This window comes from Bradyrhizobium sp. R2.2-H (assembly GCF_004346455.1).
GTDB lineage: Bacteria > Pseudomonadota > Alphaproteobacteria > Rhizobiales > Xanthobacteraceae > Bradyrhizobium > Bradyrhizobium diversitatis.
The window spans coordinates 67,598-87,012 of record NZ_SMBR01000005.1; the positions used below are offsets into that span (position 1 = coordinate 67,598).

17 protein-coding genes are annotated in these 19,415 nt (G+C 64.1%); 14 read left to right on the top strand and 3 right to left on the bottom strand.

The features are described from left to right. Positions 1-9: 9 nt before the first annotated feature. Together EDE08_RS14400 and EDE08_RS14405 are read right to left on the bottom strand one after the other, a co-directional pair. Positions 10-1,806: an ABC transporter permease subunit gene (locus EDE08_RS14400; RefSeq protein WP_131869494.1), complete on the bottom strand. Its 1,797-nt coding sequence runs from the start codon at positions 1,804-1,806 to the stop codon at positions 10-12. After that, positions 1,803-2,957, bottom strand: a complete 1,155-nt coding sequence (locus tag EDE08_RS14405; protein WP_131869495.1) for an ABC transporter ATP-binding protein — start codon at positions 2,955-2,957, stop codon at positions 1,803-1,805. The genes EDE08_RS14400 and EDE08_RS14405 overlap by 4 nt, the downstream gene beginning before the upstream one ends. A gap of 246 nt (positions 2,958-3,203) precedes the next feature. Between EDE08_RS14405 and EDE08_RS14410 the strand changes: the two genes are divergently transcribed. The 9 genes from EDE08_RS14410 (at position 3,204) to EDE08_RS14450 (ending at position 11,447) form a co-directional block, all read left to right on the top strand. After that, positions 3,204-4,013 (top strand): CoA transferase subunit A, encoded by an 810-nt coding sequence (locus tag EDE08_RS14410; protein WP_207913022.1) that lies wholly within the window; start codon positions 3,204-3,206, stop codon positions 4,011-4,013. Further along, complete coding sequence (locus EDE08_RS14415; RefSeq protein WP_131869496.1) at positions 4,013-4,771, top strand: CoA transferase; 759 nt, start codon at positions 4,013-4,015, stop codon at positions 4,769-4,771. Before EDE08_RS14410 ends, EDE08_RS14415 begins: the two co-directional genes overlap by 1 nt. Further along, positions 4,768-7,080, top strand: a complete 2,313-nt coding sequence (locus tag EDE08_RS14420; RefSeq protein WP_131869497.1) for a molybdopterin-dependent oxidoreductase — start codon at positions 4,768-4,770, stop codon at positions 7,078-7,080. Before EDE08_RS14415 ends, EDE08_RS14420 begins: the two co-directional genes overlap by 4 nt. A gap of 14 nt (positions 7,081-7,094) precedes the next feature. Continuing rightward, a complete protein-coding gene (locus tag EDE08_RS14425) occupies positions 7,095-7,664 on the top strand; it encodes a peroxidase-related enzyme (RefSeq protein WP_131869498.1) in 570 nt (189 codons plus the stop codon). Between the two features lie 126 nt (positions 7,665-7,790). Continuing rightward, on the top strand, positions 7,791-8,450 hold the full coding sequence (locus tag EDE08_RS14430; protein ID WP_349627653.1) for a hypothetical protein: 660 nt from the start codon (positions 7,791-7,793) through the stop codon (positions 8,448-8,450). 19 nt (positions 8,451-8,469) lie between these two features. Then, positions 8,470-9,162 (top strand): L-fuculose-phosphate aldolase, encoded by a 693-nt coding sequence (locus EDE08_RS14435; protein WP_131869500.1) that lies wholly within the window; start codon positions 8,470-8,472, stop codon positions 9,160-9,162. Between the two features lie 32 nt (positions 9,163-9,194). Beyond that, the gene (locus tag EDE08_RS14440; protein WP_131869501.1) at positions 9,195-10,157 is read left to right on the top strand and encodes a carbohydrate kinase family protein; all 963 of its coding nucleotides are present in this window, start codon (positions 9,195-9,197) and stop codon (positions 10,155-10,157) included. Between the two features lie 51 nt (positions 10,158-10,208). Further along, entirely contained in the window at positions 10,209-10,955 is a 747-nt protein-coding gene (locus EDE08_RS14445; protein ID WP_131869502.1) for an SDR family NAD(P)-dependent oxidoreductase, read from the top strand. 330 nt (positions 10,956-11,285) lie between these two features. Next, positions 11,286-11,447 (top strand): DUF2934 domain-containing protein, encoded by a 162-nt coding sequence (locus EDE08_RS14450; protein ID WP_080659892.1) that lies wholly within the window; start codon positions 11,286-11,288, stop codon positions 11,445-11,447. A gap of 579 nt (positions 11,448-12,026) precedes the next feature. Here the strand turns inward: EDE08_RS14450 and EDE08_RS14460 are convergent. Continuing rightward, on the bottom strand, positions 12,027-13,817 hold the full coding sequence (locus EDE08_RS14460; RefSeq protein ID WP_165935965.1) for a peptide ABC transporter substrate-binding protein: 1,791 nt from the start codon (positions 13,815-13,817) through the stop codon (positions 12,027-12,029). A 450-nt stretch (positions 13,818-14,267) separates the two neighbouring features. Here EDE08_RS14460 and EDE08_RS14465 point away from each other — a divergent pair, with 450 nt between their 5' ends. The 5 genes from EDE08_RS14465 (at position 14,268) to EDE08_RS14485 (ending at position 19,395) form a co-directional block, all read left to right on the top strand. Continuing rightward, positions 14,268-15,050 (top strand): MetQ/NlpA family ABC transporter substrate-binding protein, encoded by a 783-nt coding sequence (locus EDE08_RS14465; RefSeq protein WP_131869504.1) that lies wholly within the window; start codon positions 14,268-14,270, stop codon positions 15,048-15,050. 172 nt (positions 15,051-15,222) lie between these two features. Further along, positions 15,223-15,927: an SDR family oxidoreductase gene (locus tag EDE08_RS14470; protein ID WP_245524792.1), complete on the top strand. Its 705-nt coding sequence runs from the start codon at positions 15,223-15,225 to the stop codon at positions 15,925-15,927. A gap of 28 nt (positions 15,928-15,955) precedes the next feature. Then, complete coding sequence (locus EDE08_RS14475; RefSeq protein ID WP_165935964.1) at positions 15,956-17,560, top strand: ABC transporter substrate-binding protein; 1,605 nt, start codon at positions 15,956-15,958, stop codon at positions 17,558-17,560. Positions 17,561-17,578: 18 nt separating this feature from the next. Then, positions 17,579-18,559 (top strand): ABC transporter permease, encoded by a 981-nt coding sequence (locus EDE08_RS14480; protein WP_207913012.1) that lies wholly within the window; start codon positions 17,579-17,581, stop codon positions 18,557-18,559. Between the two features lie 2 nt (positions 18,560-18,561). After that, positions 18,562-19,395 (top strand): ABC transporter permease, encoded by an 834-nt coding sequence (locus tag EDE08_RS14485; protein ID WP_502700609.1) that lies wholly within the window; start codon positions 18,562-18,564, stop codon positions 19,393-19,395. The last annotated feature ends 20 nt before the right edge of the window (positions 19,396-19,415 follow it).

Below are 19,415 nucleotides of genomic sequence, written 5' to 3' on the forward strand. Positions count from 1 at the left end.
TGAAATCGATCATTGTGACGCCGCTTTCCGCGACGTCGCGAGAACGGGGCGTGCAAGGGCGAGCCCGGCGACCACCAGAAGCACCTCCAGCGTCGAGACCACGGCCAGCACCGGGTTGAGCCGATAGTTGACGTCGCCCCACAGCATGAGCGGAAGCGTCTTCAGCTCCGCGCTCGACAGGAACAGCGTCAGCACCAGTTCGTCGAACGAGTGCAGGAAGGCGAAGAATGTCGCGGCAGCCAGGCCCGGCATGATGGCCGGCAGCGTCACCAGACGGAACACAGTCAGGGACGACGCGCCATGGACGGCAGCCGCCTGTTCGAGCCTGGTATCGACGCCTTGAAGCGATGCTGACAGGATCACCACGACGATGGGAAGGCCGCCGATCGCATGCGCCGCGGCAAGGCCGAAGACGGAGCCGACGAGATCGAAGCGCAGGAACAGGCTGTAGAGCGACAGGCCGAGCACGACCGGTGGGACGATGATCGGACTCACCAGAAGCAGCATGATGGCTGATTTGCCGCGAATGCTGCTCCTGACGATGCCGAGGGCCGCCGAGGCGCCCAGCACGATCGCGATGCCGGCGGACATCGCCGCCACGACCAGGGATGTCCAGAACGCCCGCATCCAGTTTGAGTCGGAGAAGAACTGCTCATACCAGCGCAGCGAGAAGCCCGGCGGCGGAAAGGTCAGATAGCTTGCGCTGCTGAACGAAATGATCATCACCACGATGATCGGCAGGATCAGTATGGCAATGACCAGGCCGCCCATGATGCGGACGGTCCAGGTCCCGCAGCTCGCGGGCAGGCGCCCGAACAGCCTCAGAAGCGGCCAGCCGATCACGTCGGCGGCTGCGGCGCCGAGGCTGCGGCGTCCGACATCGGCGGCGTGGCGGTCTGTCGTCCTCGGTGTGGCCTCCGTCAGCTTGCGGCCGCCCCAGATGAACTCGAATCCGAGGAAGCGTCCGGCCACCGCGACCACCGCCAGTGTGATCGTCAGCAGCACCACGCCCAACGCCTGCAGGAATCCCTCCGATGTGACCGAGTCCGCCTGCTGGGTGATATGCATGGCAAACATCTGGTCGCCGGGTCCGCCGAGCAGGGTTGGCGTAATGAAGAAGCCGATCGCGGCGACGAAGACGAGCAGGAAGCCGGCGCCCATGCCGGGCAAGGTCAGTGGCAGCATCACGCGCCAGAACGCCGCAATGGGTCCGGCACCGCTGGCCAGCGCCGCGCGCGTCAGGCTTTGATCAAGCCGCGCCACGCTGGAATAGATTGTCAGCACCATCAACGGCAGAAGCACCGCGGTCATGCCGAGAAGCACCGTGCCGCGATTGAAGAGCAGCTGCACGGGCTCGCTCAATATGCCGATCGAAACCAGCAGCTTGTTGACCGGCCCGTTGCGGCCGAGCAGGACCATCCAGGCGTAGGTCCGGATCAGGATGGCGATGAAATAGGGCAGCACGATCGCAGTCGCGATCAGGGCCTGGGTAATGCCGCGGCTGCGGTGAATGAGCAGCGCGGTCGGATATCCGAACAGCAGGCACAGGACCGCGACTGTGACCGAGATCTGCATCGTGCGGACGAGCGAATCCCAATAGAGCGGTATGGCGAACACCCGCTCGAAGTAGGACGACCACGACGGCCCGCCCACGCTGATGCGGATGAGATCGATCAGCGGCAGGAGATAGATGAAGGCGAGAAACGCGAGCGCGGGCAGGAGCAGCAGCGCCGGATCCTTCAACCTCCTGACGAGATCGAGATCCGCAGGACGCTCCGCCTGGACGCCGAACGATGCCGAGGTCATGCAAGCACCCAGCAGTCCGCGGCGCTCCAGCTCACGTGCAGACGATCCCCGACGGTCGGCAGGGGCCGGTCGGCCATGTCGGTGCACCTGATCAGGAGCGGCTCTCCGCCGTCCATCTGGGCTTCGATCCGCAGGATCTCGCCGAGGAAGATCGCAGACGTGACGCTGACGGGCGCGGAATTCGCAGTCGGTTCGTTCGACACGGCGATGCGTTCCGGACGCACGAGCACCGTTGCGCGCCCAACGTCGATCGTGTCCCGGCTTTTGGCGTTGAACACGTATCCTGCGCGGCTTTTCATAGTCAGCGTCGATCCGCGCTTCTGCAGAATCTCAGCCTCGATCAGATTGCTCTCGCCGACGAATGAGGCGACGAAGCGATCGATCGGATGCCGATAGATGTCCAGCGGGCGGCCGATCTGAACGATCTTTCCGGCGTTGAGTACCGCGATGCGGTCGCTCATCGTCAGGGCTTCGCCCTGGTCATGGGTCACGAACAGGATCGTGCTGCCGATGGTCCGGTGAAGGTCGCGGATCTCGATCTGGATCTGCTCGCGCAACCGCCGGTCCAGGGCGCTGAGGGGTTCGTCCATCAGCACGACCTTGGGCCTCCTGACGATCGCACGGGCGATCGCGACGCGCTGCTGCTGTCCGCCCGACATTTGCGAAGGAGACTTCGTCGCATGCTCCGTCAGCCGCATGATCTCCAGCGTTTCGGCGACGCGTCGCTCCGCAGTCGCCCGGTCGACACCGGCCATGCGAAGTGGAAACGCGACGTTCTGGCTGACCGTCATGTTCGGAAACAGCGCGTAGCTCTGGAACACCATGCCGAAGCCGCGCTTGTGCGTCGGAACGTTGTGGACAGGCTTGCCGTCGACGAGGATTTCGCCGCTGTCGAGGCTCTGGAATCCCGCCACGAGGTTGAGCAGCGTCGTCTTTCCGCTGCCGGAAGGGCCAAGAAGCGTGATGAACTCGCCCGGCTCGATGTCGATGCTGATCTGGTCGACCGCGTGAAAGCTGCCGTATCTTTTCACCGCGTCGCGGACCGCGATGCTCGATCCGATCGCGTCGCGTTCCCGGAGGCGGCCGGTCGGCGACGTCCCAGCGTTCGCATCGCCGGAGCGCATTGCGCGCAGAGCCGCGGGCTCACCCATTCTCTCCTCCCAAATTGTTCTATATTGTAGAACGCTATTCCAATTATTGTTGGCGCAGCGCGCCGTCTTGTCAAGTCGAGACACCCGATCGCGGCGCGATGGCGCGCCGCTGCGATCCATGCGAAGCCGGGATCCCCTGCAAACAAAGGCTCCATTCGTGAAGCCAGATTGACAGTGTCATCCCGATCCGCCTAACATAAACTTGGAATAGCGTTCTACAATATAGAACATATCGCAGGGAGGATGATGGTGTTGAGTGAGCCTCGCGCAATGGCGAAGCACATCGAGCCGGGGATGCGCGTGGCGCTGCCGGTCGACTACGCCGGCGTCTCCATGGCCATGACGCGGCCCATCATCGAGCATGGCGCGGGCAATCTCGATCTCGTCTGCGTGCCAACCGGCGGATTACAGGTCGACCAGCTCATCGGCGCAGGTCTGGTCCGGACGGTGGAGACCAGCGCCGTCTCGCTGGGTGAAGCGGGTGGAGCGCCCCGGTTCAATGCGGCCGTCAAGGATGGGGCGGTTCGATTGAAGGACGCAACGTGCCCTGCCATCCATGCAGGCCTCGTGGCGGCGCAGAAGGGTAGTCCCTTCATGCCGCTCCGGGGGCTGATCGGAACGGATCTGCTCCGCCATCGCGACGATTGGCGCGTCGTCGACAATCCGCTGGCGGACGGAGGCGATCCGATCGTGCTGATTCCCGCCATCAAGCCCGACGTCACGATCTTCCACGTGCCCATGGCTGATCGATTCGGCAACGTCTGGATCGGCCGTCGACGCGAGCTTACCGCCATGGCCTACGCTTCGCGCACCGTTCTCGTCACGGTGGAGCGAATCGTCGAGGAAAACCTGCTCGCCGACGAGATGAGCGCTGCCGGCGTGCTGCCGGCACTCTACGTCACGGCAGTCGCGCGCGCTCCGAAGGGGGCGTGGCCCTACGGTCTGTGGGGCGAATATCCAGCCGATAGCGCAGAGATCGCACGCTACGCGAAGGCCGCGCGAACGGCCGACGGCTTCTCTGCCTATATGGCGCAGGCGCAGATGGAGCCCGCGTGATGGCCGACGTTCTCCCTCGCGAAGTGCTGATTTGCACGATCGCGCGGTTGCTCGACGGGGTCAGGCACGTCGCCGTAGGCGCCTCCTCTCCGATTCCCGCCGCCGGCGCGATGCTGCTGCGCGCAATGAAGGAGGCTGGCGGCACCGTCGGCCCACGCATCTCCATTCTCGGTTCTGTCGAGCATAATTTCTTCACCAACGGTTCGGCGGAGCTGTTCGATTGTGCCGGTCAGGGCCGGATCGATGCGTTCTTCCTCGGCGGGGGCCAGATCGACGGCTTCGGCAACGTGAACCTCGTCGGCACCGGTGATTATCCGCGCTCCAGCGTGCGCTGGCCCGGCTCGTTCGGATCGGCCTATCTCTATTTCGTCGTGCCCCGAGTCATTCTGTTCCGCGAAGAGCATACGCCGCGCGTCTTCGTCGAGAAGGTGGATTTCATCAGTGCCCCCGGCGTCAGTCCCGAGGGCGTATTTCGCAGCGGCGGCCCCGTGGCTCTCCTGACCGGCAAGGGGCTCTTTAGGTTCGACAAGACCCGGCCCGGATTCGAACTCGAGAGCGTTCACCCCGGGCACGATCTTGCCGAGATCAAGCAAGCGACCGGCTTTCGTTTCGTTCATGACGCTGAGCCGCGGCAGACCCCGCTGCCCGATCGATCAACGCTCGACCTGCTCCGCGGCCGAGTCTTCGACGAACTCGCCGAGACCTATCCCGAATTCGCCGCGCAGATGCGCCGCGAGCTTGGAGCGGTCGACGCATGAGCAGGATCAAGCGGGTCCCGCATTGCAGCCATTGGGGTGCCTACACGATCCTCGTCGAGAACGATCGCATCGTCGGCGTCGAGCCGTTCGAGCACGATCCGGCGCCGTCCCCGATCATCCATTCCATTGCCGAATGGGCCAACCCCGAGCGGCGCGTGCTGCGGCCGATGGTCCGCTCGGGCTGGCTCGACAAGCGCGAGAAAAGCGATCGCCGGGGCCGCGGCCGCGAGAAATTTGTGCCGGTGAGCTGGGACGAGGCGACGACGCTGGTCGCCGACGAAGTACGCCGCGTGGCCGGCACGTTCGGCAACGCGTCGATCTTCGCCGGCTCTTATGGCTGGACCAATTCCGGCCGCCTGCATCATGCCTCTTCGCTTCTGAAGCGCATGCTCAATCTCGTTGGCGGCTTCACCAGGCACGTCGACACCTATTCAATCGCGGCTGGTCCCGTGATCCTGCGCCACACGCTGGGCAGCGACGACGCATGCGGCGGCCGCGCCAATACGCTCGACACGATCGCGCAACACACCGAGACGCTGGTGGTGTTCGGTGCTCTCTCGCCGCGAACCGCGCAAAACGAGGCCGGAGGAATTGGCAGCCACCGGCTCGAAACCTATCTCAGGAAAATCGTCGAACGCGGCGTCAAGGTCGTCCACGTCTCGCCGCTGAAGGACGATCTGCCCCTCTGGGTGGGCGCCGAATGGTGGCCGATCCGGCCGAACACCGACGCTGCGCTGATGCTCGGCCTTGCCGGCGAGATCGTGAAGGCGGGCCGGCACGATGCGGATTTCCTCGCGCGCTGCACCAGCGGCGCGGATCGCCTTCTTCGCTATCTCGAAGGCCAGGCGGATGGCGGACGCAAGGACGCCGCGTGGGCCGCCGGCATCTGCGGGCTCGACACAGGCCGGATTGCCGAGCTCGCAAGGCGCCTTGTCGACACGCGGAGCATGCTGACGGTGAGCTGGAGCCTGCAGCGCGCCCATCACGGCGAACAGCCGTTCTGGGCGGCGCTCGGGCTTGCATCGGTGGTCGGCCAGATCGGATTGCCGGGCGGCGGCGTCGGCTACGGCTACGCCTCGCTGGGAGGCGTGGGGGCACCGCTCAATCTGGGCCGCTCTCCTGCCATTTCACAGCTGACGAGGCCGATCGACAGCTTCATTCCGGTGGCGCGGATCAGTGACATGCTGCTCAATCCCGGCAGGCCGTTCAGCTACGAAGGCGAGATCCGCACCTATCCGGATACGAGGCTGGTCTATTGGGCGGGTGGCAATCCCTACCATCATCACCAGGACCTCAATCGCCTGTCGGAAGCCTGGACGAGGCCGGAAACGATCATCGTGCAGGACCCGATGTTCACGGCGACAGCCCAGCGGGCCGACATCGTGCTGCCGGCAACCACGTCGATCGAGCGCAACGATCTTGCCGGCAACAGGCGCTCCGACTTCATCCTGGCGATGAAGAAGGCGATCGAGCCGCTGGGCGAATCCCGCTCCGACTTCGAGATCTTCGACGCGATCGCAGGCAAGCTCGGGGTGGCCGATCGGTTCAACGAGGGCCGGGACGAAATGGGCTGGGTCCGGCATCTCTACGAAGCCTGCCGCAGCGATGCCTCGCAGCGCTTCGGCTTCGCGATGCCGGATTTCGATGCGTTCTGGGAAGCCGGCTATGCCCGCTGCCCGGTCATGGCAGGGCATACGTTCCTGGCCGACTTCCGCAACGAGCCGGAGGCGCACCCGCTCGGGACCGAAAGCGGAAAGATCGTGCTGGGCAGCGAGACTCTGGCCAGGCTGGACTATGCCGACTGCCGCTCGCATCCCGCGTGGATCGAGCCGGCCGAATGGCTCGGCAATGCCTCCGACGCCGGCCAGATGCACCTCATCTCGCACCAGCCGGCCGGCCGTCTTCACAGTCAGCTCGAAACCGGCGCATCGAGCCGGGCCATGAAACGCAATGGCCGTGAACAGGCTCGCCTTCATCCTGACGACGCGGCTGCCCTCGGCGTCGAGGACGGCCAGACCATCCGCATCTGGAACGGCCGCGGGGAGTGCCTCGCGACGGCAGAGGTCACCGACAAGGTCCGTCGAGGTGTGCTGGTGCTTCCGACCGGTGCCTGGTTCACGCCGACGGGCAATAGTGGCCTCGAGGTCGCCGGCAATCCGAACGTGCTCACGCTCGATATCGGCACCTCTCAATTCGGCCAGGGTTGCTCGGCCCATACCTGCCTCGTGCGAGTCGAGCCGTACGCCGCCGATCGGCGCGATGCGTTCGAGGCCTATCAGGAAACGCTCGTCGCGCTTGCGGCAGTCTAACAGGAGCTTGCAACATGTCTGCGCCCGCCATCAGCCGCTTTCCCGTTCCCGACATCGCAACGCTGCCAGAGGATATCCGTTCGCGGATCGAGGCGGTTCAGGAGAAGTCCGGCTTCGTCCCCAACGTCTTCCTGACACTCGCACATCGTCCTGATGAGTTCCGGGCCTTCTTCGCCTATCACGACGCTCTGATGGACAAGCCCGGGCCGATCACCAAGGCCGAGCGCGAGATGATCGTCGTCGCAACCAGCAGCGCCAATCAATGCCAGTATTGCGTCGTCGCACATGGAGCCATCCTGCGCGTGCGCGCGAAGAATTCGCTGATCGCGGATCAGGTCGCCACCAATTACCGCAAGGCCGATATCACCGCGCGGCAAAGAGCGATGCTCGATTTCGCGATGAAGGTCTCGGCGCGCGCCTATGAGGTGGGCGACTCCGACATTCAGGATCTCAAGGGACACGGATTCTCTGAGGAGGACGTCTGGGACATTGCCGCCATCGCTGCCTTCTTCGGCATGTCGAACCGCCTCGCCAACGTCACCAGCATGCGTCCGAACGACGAGTTCTTCGCGATGGGACGCTGAACGTCGCGGACGAAAACTGAAATGGCATCGTTGGTCATCGACAGACGCTTCCGGGGCCCGCCCAATTCCGGCAACGGAGGCTACGTTTGCGGATGTCTCGCAAGGCACGTCGCCGGAGACGCCGAAGTGACGTTGCGCGCCCCGCCGCCGCTGGAGCGGCCGCTCGACGTGCTGACGAAGGCCGACGGCGGGATCGAGTTGCGCGAAAAAGACGAACTGCTCGCGACGGCGCGTGCAGCAGGCATCGATGTGTCGGACGTTCCCAGGGTGGGCTACGCGGCGGCCGAAGAGGCGGTCGGTAGAACACCCTATGACGAGCAGACCCACAACCTTCCGGGATGCTTCGTCTGCGGCCCCGCACGTGGCCATGGCGACGGTCTCCGGATTTTCGCAGGTCCGCTGCAGGCGGGGGCAGTCCCGGGCAAGCCCGTCGTGTTCGCGGCCTCCTGGGTGCCTCACGGCAGTCTGTCCGGCGAGGACGGTCATGTCGCGCCCGAATTCGTCTGGGCCGCTCTCGATTGCCCGACCGGTTATTGCAGCGTGGGCGCCCGTCACCTCGGATTGAACGGTGACGAGACGGTTCTGCTCGGACGCATGGCCGCTCGGATCGATCGCCGGCCGCGTCCCGGCGATCGATGTGTGGTGGTGGCGTGGCCGACGGGGCGGGAAGGCCGCAAGCTCTTTGCCGAAAGCGCCCTGTTTGATGCGGAGCAGGAGGTGCTGGCAACCGCGCGCGCCACCTGGCTGCTGGTCGACCGGCAGGTCCAGCTCGGAGCAAGTGCATGAACCAGAGTGGAAGCAACGTATGACCGGCCGCGAAGCAGAGTTCGAACTCCGTCAATCCATCATCGACGCGTGTCGCGAGATGGCGGCGCAGGGCATCAACCAGGGAACGTCCGGAAACATCAGCGTCCGAACCGACGACGGCATCCTGCTCACGCCGTCCGGTCTTCCTTACGACCGCATGAGGCCCGAGGACATCGTGGCCATGAAGTGGGACGGCTCGTGGACCGCGTCGGCCGGCAACGTTCCGTCGACGGAATGGCGTTTTCACCTCGACATCCTGAGGTCGAAGCCGGAGGTTGGCGCCGTGGTTCACGCCCATCCGATCTTCTGCACGATCATCGCGATCATGAATCGCTCGATCCCCGCGATTCACTACATGATCGCCGCTGCCGGCGGAAACGACATTCCCTGCGCGCCCTATGCCCAATACGGCACGGCCGAGCTGTCGCAGGCCGCCCTGGACGCGCTTCGCTATCGCCGCGCCTGCCTGCTCGCGCATCACGGGCTGATCGCCGTCGGTCCCAACCTGCGCAAGGCCATGTGGCTCGCGGTGGAGGTCGAGGTGCTGGCCAAGCAGTATCACGGCTGTCTTCAACTCGGCTCTCCTCCGCTGCTGCCGGACGAGGAGATCGACAGCATCCTGAAGCGATGGGGGCAGTACGGCCTGCGCGATAGCGACGGCGCGCCCAAGATCCCCCAGCGTTCGAGCTAGATCACGATCAAACCACTGTCCTGCGAGAAATCATGGCTCACTCTCACGACGTCAGCGTCTGCGGTACTTATATTCTGGATATTCTGGGGGTCCCGGTCACCGAGATTCCGCCGGGTGGCGGTCGCTTGCTGATCGAGGAAATTCGGCTCGCGGTCGCGGGCACTGCCGGCGGAACGGTCGTCCCTTGCGCGCGCCTCGGTCTGAAGGCGCTCGCGGTCGGCGCCGTCGGCTCCGACGAGAAGGCCGACTGGATGCTGAACGCGCTGGAGCGTGAAGGCATCGACATCTCTCTCATGGAGCGGATGGCCGGCAGTCCGACCTCGGCCACGATCCTGCCGATCCGGCCCGACGGCTCGCGTCCGGTCATGCACGCAAGGGGCGCCTCCGCCCGCTGGCGTATCGCGCCCGACACGCAAAAGGCCGCTTGCCGGAGCAAGATTCTGCATCTCGGCGGGGTCGGTTCCTTGCTCGCGATGGATGGAGCGCCTTCCGTCGCATTGCTGCGCGATGCGAAGGCGGCCGGTTGCACGACGACGCTCGATCTCATCCAGGCGCGGCGCGAAACCCTGGCGCTGGTCGAGCCGCTGCTGCCCTATGTCGACTTCTTCATGCCGAGCATCGATGAAACCAGTGCCATGGTCGGAACCGACGATCCCGCCGCGTGTGCGCGGTTCTTCATCGACAAGGGCGCGGGGGCCTGCGCCATTTCTCTCGGTGCCGATGGTTCGTTCGTGATGACACGCGACGGACGTCAGTTCACGGTGCCGGCGTTCGAGGTCGCGGTCCGCGATACCTCGGGATGCGGCGATTCCTACACCGGCGGCTTCATCGTTGGTCTCGCCCGCGACTGGGACCTGCTCGACTGCGCCAGGCTCGCGACCGCGACCGCCGCGATCGTCGCGACGGGGCTGGGTTCGGGCGCCAACCTCGTCTCGTTCGAGGAGACCGTGAAGGCCATGAACACCCTCCCGGTCCGCAAGGCCGCTCGCGCCTGATCCATTCACACCGGCAGAAACTATTCATACGAACAACAGGGAGAACGCAACATGGCCCGACATGCGATCGTGACGGGAGCAAGCCGCGGAATTGGCCGCGCGATAGCCATCGGCCTTGCAAGGCGCGGCTACGATCTCGCGCTGACCGACATCGCTGCCCAGGAGAAGGTCCTTCTCGAGACAGTTGCAGAGGTCGGGAAGCTTGGCGGCCGATGCATCCCGGTGCTGGGCGATGTGAGCGATGTCGGCGATTGCAGGCGGGCGGTGGCTGAAGCCATCCAGGGACTTGGGCACATCGATGTCCTCGTCAACAATGCGGGAATCCTCAGACTGGCGACCATCGACGAACTGACGACCGACACGTGGGACCAGACGTTCGCCGTCAACACGCGCGGTGTGTTCCAGATGACCCAGGCCGTGGTGCCCCATATGAAGGAGCGCAAATACGGACGGATCGTCAACATCGCCTCGCTCGCGGCACGAACGGGCGGTCCGGGACAGTCCCACTACGCTGCATCGAAGTCGGCCGTGGTCGGCTTCACGCGCGTCTCGTCCATGGAGTTCGGAGGCCACGGCATCACGGTCAATGCCGTATGCCCGGGCATCATCGTGACGGAGATGGGGCTCAACAATCTCCGCGATCCCGAACGAGTTGCCTATTTCGAGAAGGTCACCGACCTGCACCGGCTCGGCCAACCGGAGGACGTCGTCGGTCCAGTAGCGTTCTTTGCGTCGGATGATTCCGCGTTCGTGACCGGCCAGGCCCTCAACGTGGACGGAGGCATCTTCTACAGCTAGCAGCTGGATCGTGCGCCGCCAGCAAGTCTCTGGCTCCGGGAGCACGGCATAGGCCGTGCAACCATCGTGCAGGGAGGCCGAGTGCGCTTGGGCGGATTGCGCCGCGAGAGCGCGACGGCGCAGCCGCTATTTGATAGCCGGGGCCAGCCGCAATTTCGCTGGTGAGAATGGATTCCGCCCGGCGTGGACGGGCGCGCAGGAACTCTTGCACATGGTCGAAGCTTGACTCGGCGGGCCAGCGTCGCCGCCGATGGCTGGCCTGCACGGCCCCGCCTCCAAGCCCCCCAGACCCCCAAGGGTGGGGCCGTGCTTCCAAAGCAGGAGGTGCAATTGTCCGAGCCGACCGAGCAAGAGATCAGAGAACGCGCGCATCGCTTGTGGGAGCAAGCCGGCAGGCCTGAAGGCCGCGAGGAAGAGTTCTGGCACGCCGCCGAGCAGGAGCTGCGCAACGAGGACAAGTCGAACACGTTGCGGACGCCGGATACGCTGTGACCGACAAGACCTGCCTCTCCTGCCACGGACCGGGATAGGTCTGCGAAAACCATCGGTTCCGGGTCTGGAGTGAGAAGCTGGCCGGCCGCCGCTGAGGCGAGGGCATGCCCCGCACCTGCAACACGGCCGAAGTTCCCGAAGCCAGGGTGGTGATCGTCGAAAGCGGACACGACGTGGCACTAAGGCGCGATGCGATTGCGATCAATCGTCATCGCGCTTTGGGGCGTTGATGGGTCTCGCTTGCTCTACCGTTCCTGAGAGCTTGATTGCCCGTACCTCTCGAAAGAAGGAGAAAAGCCGCCGGGTTCCTCGCCCCGGCGGCTTTCGAAAGTCCGTAGCTGTCGATCGTCTCCGCAGCTCGTGCGTACCGCCGTTACCTTGTTTGCGGCCATGCCTGGTCTTTGTAGGGGAAGGCGCGTGCTTCGGCTGTGATCTGGAGCACACAATGGAAGGGATTCGGTCCATGTCGTCTTCCGGATCCCGGCGCTGCACCGCGATAAGCGTATTCATGCGCGTTCTTGATGCGCTTATCCGCGCTGGAGCTTGTCCGGGACCCGAGAGATTTCGGCGAACTTCCCCTCAGCTCCGATACCACGCCGCCAGGTTCCACGTGATGGTGTCCCACCCGGAGATGTCGGTCATGAGGCTGTTGACGCTTGCGTTGACGATGTGGCGCGAGAGCAGCGGCAGGAACACGTTGGCCCCGCAGAAGATCTCGTCGACTTTCATCAGCAGCGCGGCGCGCTTGACCGGGTCGAGTTCTTTCTGCGCGGCCTTGTAGGCCTTGTCGGCTTCGGGATCGGAATAGCGTGAGTTGTTGCGGCCCAGCCATTTGTTGTCCTTGGTGGCGATCTCCCAGGAGACGCACTGGTTCAGCAAGCGCTCCGGATCGGGCTGCGGCTGCGTCGTGTTGTACATCTCCATGTCGGCATAGAATTTCGAGTAGGTATCGGGGTTGCCGACGTCGGAGGAGAAGAACACCGATGCGGTGACCGCCTTGATCTCGATCTCGATGCCGGCCTTCTGACAGGCCTGCTTGATGATGGCCTGGGTCTTCTGGCGCGGGGCGTTGGTCGAGGTCTGGAAGACGTATTTGAGCTTCTTGCCGTCCTTCTCGCGGATGCCGTCCGCGCCCCTGGTCCAGCCGGCCTCGTCGAGGATCTTGTTGGCCTTGTCGATGTCGAACTCGTATTTCAGCCTGGGAGACTTGAACTGCTTGGGCGCGTTGACGAAGCTCGCGGTTGCGAGGGCGCCGCGCCCGTAGATGAATTTCTGAATCGAATCGCGGTCGATCAGGAGATTGATCGCGCGACGAACCGCGGGATCGGACAGTGTCGGGTGCTTGGTCTTGACGCTGGAGCGCTCGCCGTCGACCTCGGTCCAGGGATCCGTCGTGTTGAGGATGATGAACTCGACATTGCCGGACGGCGTAATGTCGAGCTTGCCCTTGCCGCCCGCCTCCATGCGCTTGAGGACCTCCTCCTCCACCTGCATGTTCCAAGCAAAGTCGTATTCGCCGGTTTGCAGCACCGCGCGCGCCGCAGACACCGCGTCGCCGCCACCCTTGACCTCGAGCGTGTCGAAATGCGGCTGGTTCTTGACGTGATAGTCGGGATTGCGCTCGGCACGGATCATGTCGCCCGGCTTGAACTCGACGAATTTGTACGGACCGGTGCCGACCGGCTTGAGATTGCCCGGAGCCTCCCGCGACTTGGCACCGACATAGTCGCCGAAATGATGCTTTGGCAGGATCTGGCCAACCGAGCCGCCGACGAACGGGTCGGCCCAGAACGGCGTCGGCGCCTTGAAGAGCACCTTGACGGCGTAGTCGTCGATCTTCTCGACCTTGATGTCCTTGTAGGAGCCCGTGGTGTAGGCCGCGGTCGCGAGGTCCGCGGCGTACTGCCAGGTGAAGACGACGTCGTCGGCGGTGAAGGGCTTGCCGTCGTGCCAGTTGACGCCCCGCTTCAGCTTCCAGATCACGCTCATGCCGTCCGCGGCAAGGCCGCCGTTCGCCTTGGTAGGCACCTCGGCGGCCAGGCAGGGAATGAGATTGCCGTCTTTGTCCCAGCCGGCGAGCGGCTCGAAGAAGATGCGCGTGGCGATCTGGTCCTTGGTGCCGATCGCGAAATGCGGATTGAGCAGGGTGGGCGCCTGCCAGAGCAGGATCTTGAGCGTGCCGCCGCCGCCGGCCTTGGTCGGCTTGTAGGCAAGCCTGGCGTCTGCCATCGCCACGTCGTGCCACACGAGGATCTGGCTCGCGACCGGTGCCGCGATCCCGATCGCGGCGACTTTCCGGATGAACGAGCGTCGCGACAGCCTGCCTTGCTTCACCTCGGCGATCAAACCGCGGATCTCATTCTCGTTCATCGGACGACCTCCACCTGCACAAACCGTTTCCGGCAACCCATCATGTTTCATGACGGCCGGGGCGGCAATGCCGGCAAGGCGGGGATGCGACGAAATGACGATGCGGAGAGCGCGCCCCTGGCGGGGACCCGGATCGCCTGCCTGAGAGACCCAGGCGGCGATCCGGTGCGATCTAGGTGAACTTGGGGAAGTTCTAAGGCCGCACCGAAACGCTAACCCGGCAGGCGCAGATCCATCAAGTTTCGGAGTGTTGCGCTGGCGAAAGAATCATTGCCGCGGCCGGGAAATCGCCACACATGAAATGCCCGGCGTGATTTCTTTTCCGTTTGATGTCGAATGGAGAACGTGCGTCCGCGGGGGCCTGCCAATATGGTTTTCCATTTCATTGATTTCGCGCGGCGGGGAAGCGAATACGGTTCCATATTTGTGTGTCGACCTACGGAGACCAAAATGTCGTTTCGCCTCCCTTTGATCCTCTCGGCCGTGCTCGCCGTCTGGTCCGCCGCAGCAACCGCCGAGACCATCAAGATCGGGGTGACGCCGGGTCCGCATGCGCAGATCCTCGAGGCCGTGAAGCCGATCGCCGCCAGGCAGGGGCTCGACATCCAGCTGCTCGAGTTTTCCGATTACGTGGTGCCGAACGCGGCGCTCGATTCCGGCGACATCCAGGCCAATTCGTTCCAGAACCAGCCTTACCTGGACAACCAGAAGGCCGACCGCGGCTACAAGATCGAGGCCGTCGGCCTGACCGTGAATTTCCCGATCGGCGTCTATTCGAAGAAGCATAATGCCTTCGCCGACCTGCCCGAGGGCGGCAAGGTCTCGATCCCGAACGATCCGACCAATGGCGGCCGCGTGCTGCTGCTGCTGCGCGACGAGGGCGTGATCAAGCTGAAGGACGATGTCGGCTTCAAGCGCACGGTGCTCGACATCACCGAGAATCTCAGGAAGCTGAAGTTCGTCGAGGTGGACGCGGCGCAGGCGCCACGCGCGCTCGACGACGTCGACGCCGCCGCGATCAACACCAATTATGCAACCCAGGCCGGCCTCGATCCGGTCAAGGATCCGATCCTGCGCGAGGATCCGAAGGGCCCCTACGTCAACCTGATCGCCGTCCGCACCGCCGACAAAGACAAGCCCTGGGTCAAGATCCTCGTGGACAGCTATCACATCCCGGAGGTCAAGGAGTTCGTGCTGACCAAGTTCAAGGGCGCCGTGCTGCCGAGCTGGTAGGGGGGCGCAAACGGCGCGAAATCCGCCCCGCTGAGATGAAAACTCGATCAGTCATTCGCTCTCCTGTCAAAAAGGCAAAAAAATTCCAATGCGCTGATGCGATCATTTCATTCCGGAGCAGGCCATTTGGGAGAGATTTGTGCCGGGTCAGGGATCGTATCGAACGGCTGTGGTGACGGGAGCATCGAGCGGCATCGGGGCCGCGACGGTCGAAAAACTCGCCGCCGCGGGATTTGAGGTGCACGCCATCGCCCGGCGCGCCGAGCGGCTGAAGGAACTGAGCGAACGCACGGGCTGCATCGCGCACGCGCTCGATATCACCGACGCCGAATCCTGCCGCAAGGCGATCGGCGACCTCGATGTCGATATCCTCGTCAACAATGCCGGCGCCTCGCACAATGCCCGGCTATACGATTACCCCTTCGAGAAGATCGATCAGCTGATCGACCTGAACTTCCGAGCCGTGGCGCACCTGACGCGCTGCGTTCTGCCGGGCATGATGAGCCGCAACAAGGGGCACGTCGTCATCGTTAGCTCGATGGCGGGCCATTATCCGATGCTCGGCTCGGCGATGTACTCCGCGACCAAGGCGGCGGTGTCGCAATTCCTCGACGTGATGCGGCTCGACACCAACGGGTCGCGCATTCGCTGGACCGAGATCGTGCCGGGCCGGGTGGCGACCGAGGCTTTCGCGGTGTCGAGCGGCGACGCCAAACTCGCCAAGGAAAAGTTTCTCGACGGCAAGGAGCCGCTGCAGCCGGCGGACATGGCCGACATGATCATGTTCGCCTTGTCGGCCCCGCCGCATGTCAACATCAGCCGCATCGATGCCTATCCGACCCGTCAGGCATCCGGCGGATTTGTCTACTCCGACTGACGAAATTCAACGCGAGAAGGTTTTGCCGATGTCGTTCACCAGACGGAATGTGGTCGCCGGTTTTGCTGCGGCCGGACTTGCGGGCGTCGCGATGCCCGCCGTCGTAACTCGCGCGTACGCCGCCACTCCGAAGAAAGGCGGCCTGCTCAAGATGTGGATCGCCGAACCGGTGATGCTGACCGGCGCCTTCAATTCGACCGGGCAGATCTACGAGATCTCGGGCAAGCTGTTCGACGGGCTCGCGCGCTACGATTTCGACCTCAATCCGAAGCCGCAGCTCGCGCTATCCTGGGATGTCTCCGCCGACGGCAAGTCGATCACGTTCAAGCTCAGGCCCGGCGTGAAGTGGCACGACGGCAAGCCGTTCACGGCGTCCGACGTCCAATTCTCGGCGCTGAAAGTCTGGAAGGAGCTGCATCCGCGCGGACGCTCGACCTACCGCTATCTGGCCGACGTCGAGGTGCCTGACGCGCTGACGGCGATCTTCAAGTTCGAGCGCCCCTCTCCCTATGTCATGAACTCTCTCGCCTCCGTGGAATCCCAGATCCTGCCGCGGCATCTCTACGAGGGTACGGACATCCTCACCAATCCCGCCAATTTGAAGCCGATCGGCACTGGTCCCTTCAAGTTCAAGGAGTGGCAACGCGGCCAGTACATCATCTTCGAACGAAATCCGGACTATTGGGATGCGCCGAAGCCTTATCTCGACGGTGTGGTGATGGTGATCATACCGGACGCGGCGTCTCGTGCGGTCGCGCTGGAGGCGGGCGAGCTCGACGTTGCCGGTGCGATCCCGGTACCGCTGGCCGATGCGCACCGGCTTGCGGCCCTGCCGACGCTCGAAATCCCGGTGCAAGGCAGCGAGGCGCTGGCGTTCCAGGCCTTCATGGAGCTCAATTTGCGGCGTCCCTATTTCCAGGACGTTCGCGTGCGCCGGGCGATGTACCACGCGATCGATCGCAACTTCGTTCGCAAGAGCATCTATTTCGACTTCGCCAAGGCGGCCACGGGGCCGATCTCCTACGAGAACGCAAAGTTCTATACGGCCGATGTCCCTCAATATGAGTTCAGCATCGCCAAGGCCAATGCGCTGCTCGACGAGGCCGGCATGAAGCGTCAGAGCGACGGGCTGCGCTTCAAGATCACCCATGATCCTCTGCCGGCTGGTGACCACTTCTCGCGCACGGGCGACTATTTCAAGCAGCAGATGGCGCAGCTCGGCATCGCCGTCGACATCAGGAACCAGGACTTTCCGACCTATTACCGCCGCGTCTACAAGGACTATAATTTCGACACCACCTCGACAGGAGCATTCGGGCTGACCGACCCGACCGTGGGGATCCAACGCTTCTACTGGTCCAAGAACATCGTGCCCGGCGTCGCCTTCTCCAACGGCAGCGGCTACAACAGCGCGGAGGCCGACAAGGCGCTGGAAGACGCCCAGACCGAGGTCGATCCGGCGAAGCGCGCCGGTCTGTTCCGCGATTTCCAGAAGATCGTCATGACGGACCTTCCGTTGTTTCCGATCGCCGACGCACGTTACATCACGATCAAGAGCAAGACGGTCATGAATATCGAGGTCGATCCGCTCGGCGCTCACGGCAGTTTCGCCGAGGCCTATCTCGCCCGCTAGCAAGGACGCAAGACGCCATTGTCCCACTACGCCATATTTCTGCTCCGTCGGCTCGCACAGGCCTGCGTCATCGTCGTGGGCATCGTCTGCGTGAATTTCGCGGTGGTTCACCTCGCGCCAGGCGATCTCGCCGAGGTGATGGCCGGGCAGGGCGGCGGCGGCGATGCCGGCTATGTCGCGCTGCTGCGCGAGCGGTTCGGTCTCGACCAGCCGCTGTGGGTGCAGTTCCAGCGCTACGCCTTCAACCTGCTGCGTCTCGATCTCGGCTACTCCTTCAAGGACAACATGCCGGTCGCCGCTCTGATTGCCGACAAGCTGGCGGCAACCGCGATCCTGATGATTGCCTCGCTTGGGACCGCGTTCCTGCTCGGGATCGGCCTCGGCACGCTCGCGGCCGTCCGGCAAAACTCGCTGTCCGACGTCGTCATCTCGCTCCTGGCGCTGATCGGCTACGCTACGCCGCTGTTCTGGCTTGGTCTGCTTCTCATTCTCCTGTTCACGGTCAAGCTCGGCTGGCTGCCGTCGAGCGGCATGCGCACGATCGGCGTGCCGGGTTCCGGCCTCGCCGGCGTCCTCGACGTCGCCCGCCACGCCGTGATGCCGGTGCTGACGCTCACGGTATTCTACATGGCGGTGTTCATCCGCCTGATGCGTGCCTCCGTGCTGAACGTCGCTTCGCTCGATTTCGTTCGTACCGCCTACGCCAAGGGCATGAGCCGGCGGCAGGCCTACACGAACCATGTCGTCGGCAACGCGCTGCTGCCGATGATCACCATGCTCGGTGTCAACGCCGGCGGCATCCTTGGCGGCTCCGTCGTGGTCGAGACCGTGTTCGGCTGGCCCGGCCTCGGGCGGCTGACGTTCGATGCGATCTTCGCCCGCGACGTCAACCTGTTGCTCGGCATCCTGTTCTGCTCGTCGCTGCTGGTGGTGATCACCAATCTCGTCACCGATCTGGTTTCGGCCTGGATCGATCCCCGCATCGAGGTGTCCGCATGACCTTGCGGGCATTCCGGCAGACGCCGTGGGGGCGGCCGCAGGTCTTGGTCGGTTGTGCCATCCTGCTCGCGATTCTGGCGGCGGCGGTGTTCGCGCCGCTGCTGTTTCCCGAGGGACCCTGGCCCGCGGTCGGCACGCCCTATACGCCGCCGTTCCAGAGCACGGCGACGCCTCTGGGCACCGACACGCTCGGGCGCGATGTCGTCGCCGGCCTGCTCTACGGCGCGCGCGTGTCCTTGATCGTCGCGGTCGCCGCGACCGCCGCCGCGATCGCGGTGGGTATCCTGATCGGTGCCATCGCCGGCTATGTGCAGGGCTGGGTCGATGATCTCCTGATGCGCATCACCGAGATTTTCCAGACCCCGCCGAACTTCATCTTCGTGATCGCGCTCGTGGTGATCCTCGAGCCGTCGATCGGCGCCATCATCGGCGCCATTGCGGTGGTGTCCTGGCCGCCGATCGCGCGTCTGGTGCGTGCCGAGTTCATGTCGCTGCGTAACCGCGAATTCGTATTGTCCTGTCGCCTCGTCGGCGTGCCCCCGGCCAGGATCATCTTCGCCGAGATCCTGCCGAATTGCCTGTCGCCGGTGATCGTCACGAGCTCGATCATGGTGGCCACCGCCGTGCTGCTCGAAGCAGGGCTGTCCTTTCTCGGGCTCGGCGACCCCAACGTGATCTCGTGGGGCGGCATGGTCGCCATCGGCCGGCCGGCGCTGCGTAGCGCGCCCTATCTCTCGGTGTTTCCGGGAATCGCGATCTTCGTGACCGTCATCGCCATCAATCTCGTGGGCGAGGCGCTCAATGAAACCTTCGATCCAAGGCGCAGGCGCCGTTGATCGAAACCCCATCCGAACAG

Coding starts and splice junctions, on each gene's coding strand:
- EDE08_RS14445 (WP_131869502.1), top strand. CDS start 10,209: ATGGCCCGACATGCGATCGTGACGGGAGCAAGCCGCGGAATTGGCCGC.
- EDE08_RS14400 (WP_131869494.1), bottom strand. CDS start 1,806: ATGACCTCGGCATCGTTCGGCGTCCAGGCGGAGCGTCCTGCGGATCTC.
- EDE08_RS14465 (WP_131869504.1), top strand. CDS start 14,268: ATGTCGTTTCGCCTCCCTTTGATCCTCTCGGCCGTGCTCGCCGTCTGG.
- EDE08_RS14435 (WP_131869500.1), top strand. CDS start 8,470: ATGACCGGCCGCGAAGCAGAGTTCGAACTCCGTCAATCCATCATCGAC.
- EDE08_RS14415 (WP_131869496.1), top strand. CDS start 4,013: ATGGCCGACGTTCTCCCTCGCGAAGTGCTGATTTGCACGATCGCGCGG.
- EDE08_RS14460 (WP_165935965.1), bottom strand. CDS start 13,817: ATGAACGAGAATGAGATCCGCGGTTTGATCGCCGAGGTGAAGCAAGGC.
- EDE08_RS14425 (WP_131869498.1), top strand. CDS start 7,095: ATGTCTGCGCCCGCCATCAGCCGCTTTCCCGTTCCCGACATCGCAACG.
- EDE08_RS14405 (WP_131869495.1), bottom strand. CDS start 2,957: ATGGGTGAGCCCGCGGCTCTGCGCGCAATGCGCTCCGGCGATGCGAAC.
- EDE08_RS14440 (WP_131869501.1), top strand. CDS start 9,195: ATGGCTCACTCTCACGACGTCAGCGTCTGCGGTACTTATATTCTGGAT.
- EDE08_RS14410 (WP_207913022.1), top strand. CDS start 3,204: ATGGTGTTGAGTGAGCCTCGCGCAATGGCGAAGCACATCGAGCCGGGG.
- EDE08_RS14420 (WP_131869497.1), top strand. CDS start 4,768: ATGAGCAGGATCAAGCGGGTCCCGCATTGCAGCCATTGGGGTGCCTAC.
- EDE08_RS14475 (WP_165935964.1), top strand. CDS start 15,956: ATGTCGTTCACCAGACGGAATGTGGTCGCCGGTTTTGCTGCGGCCGGA.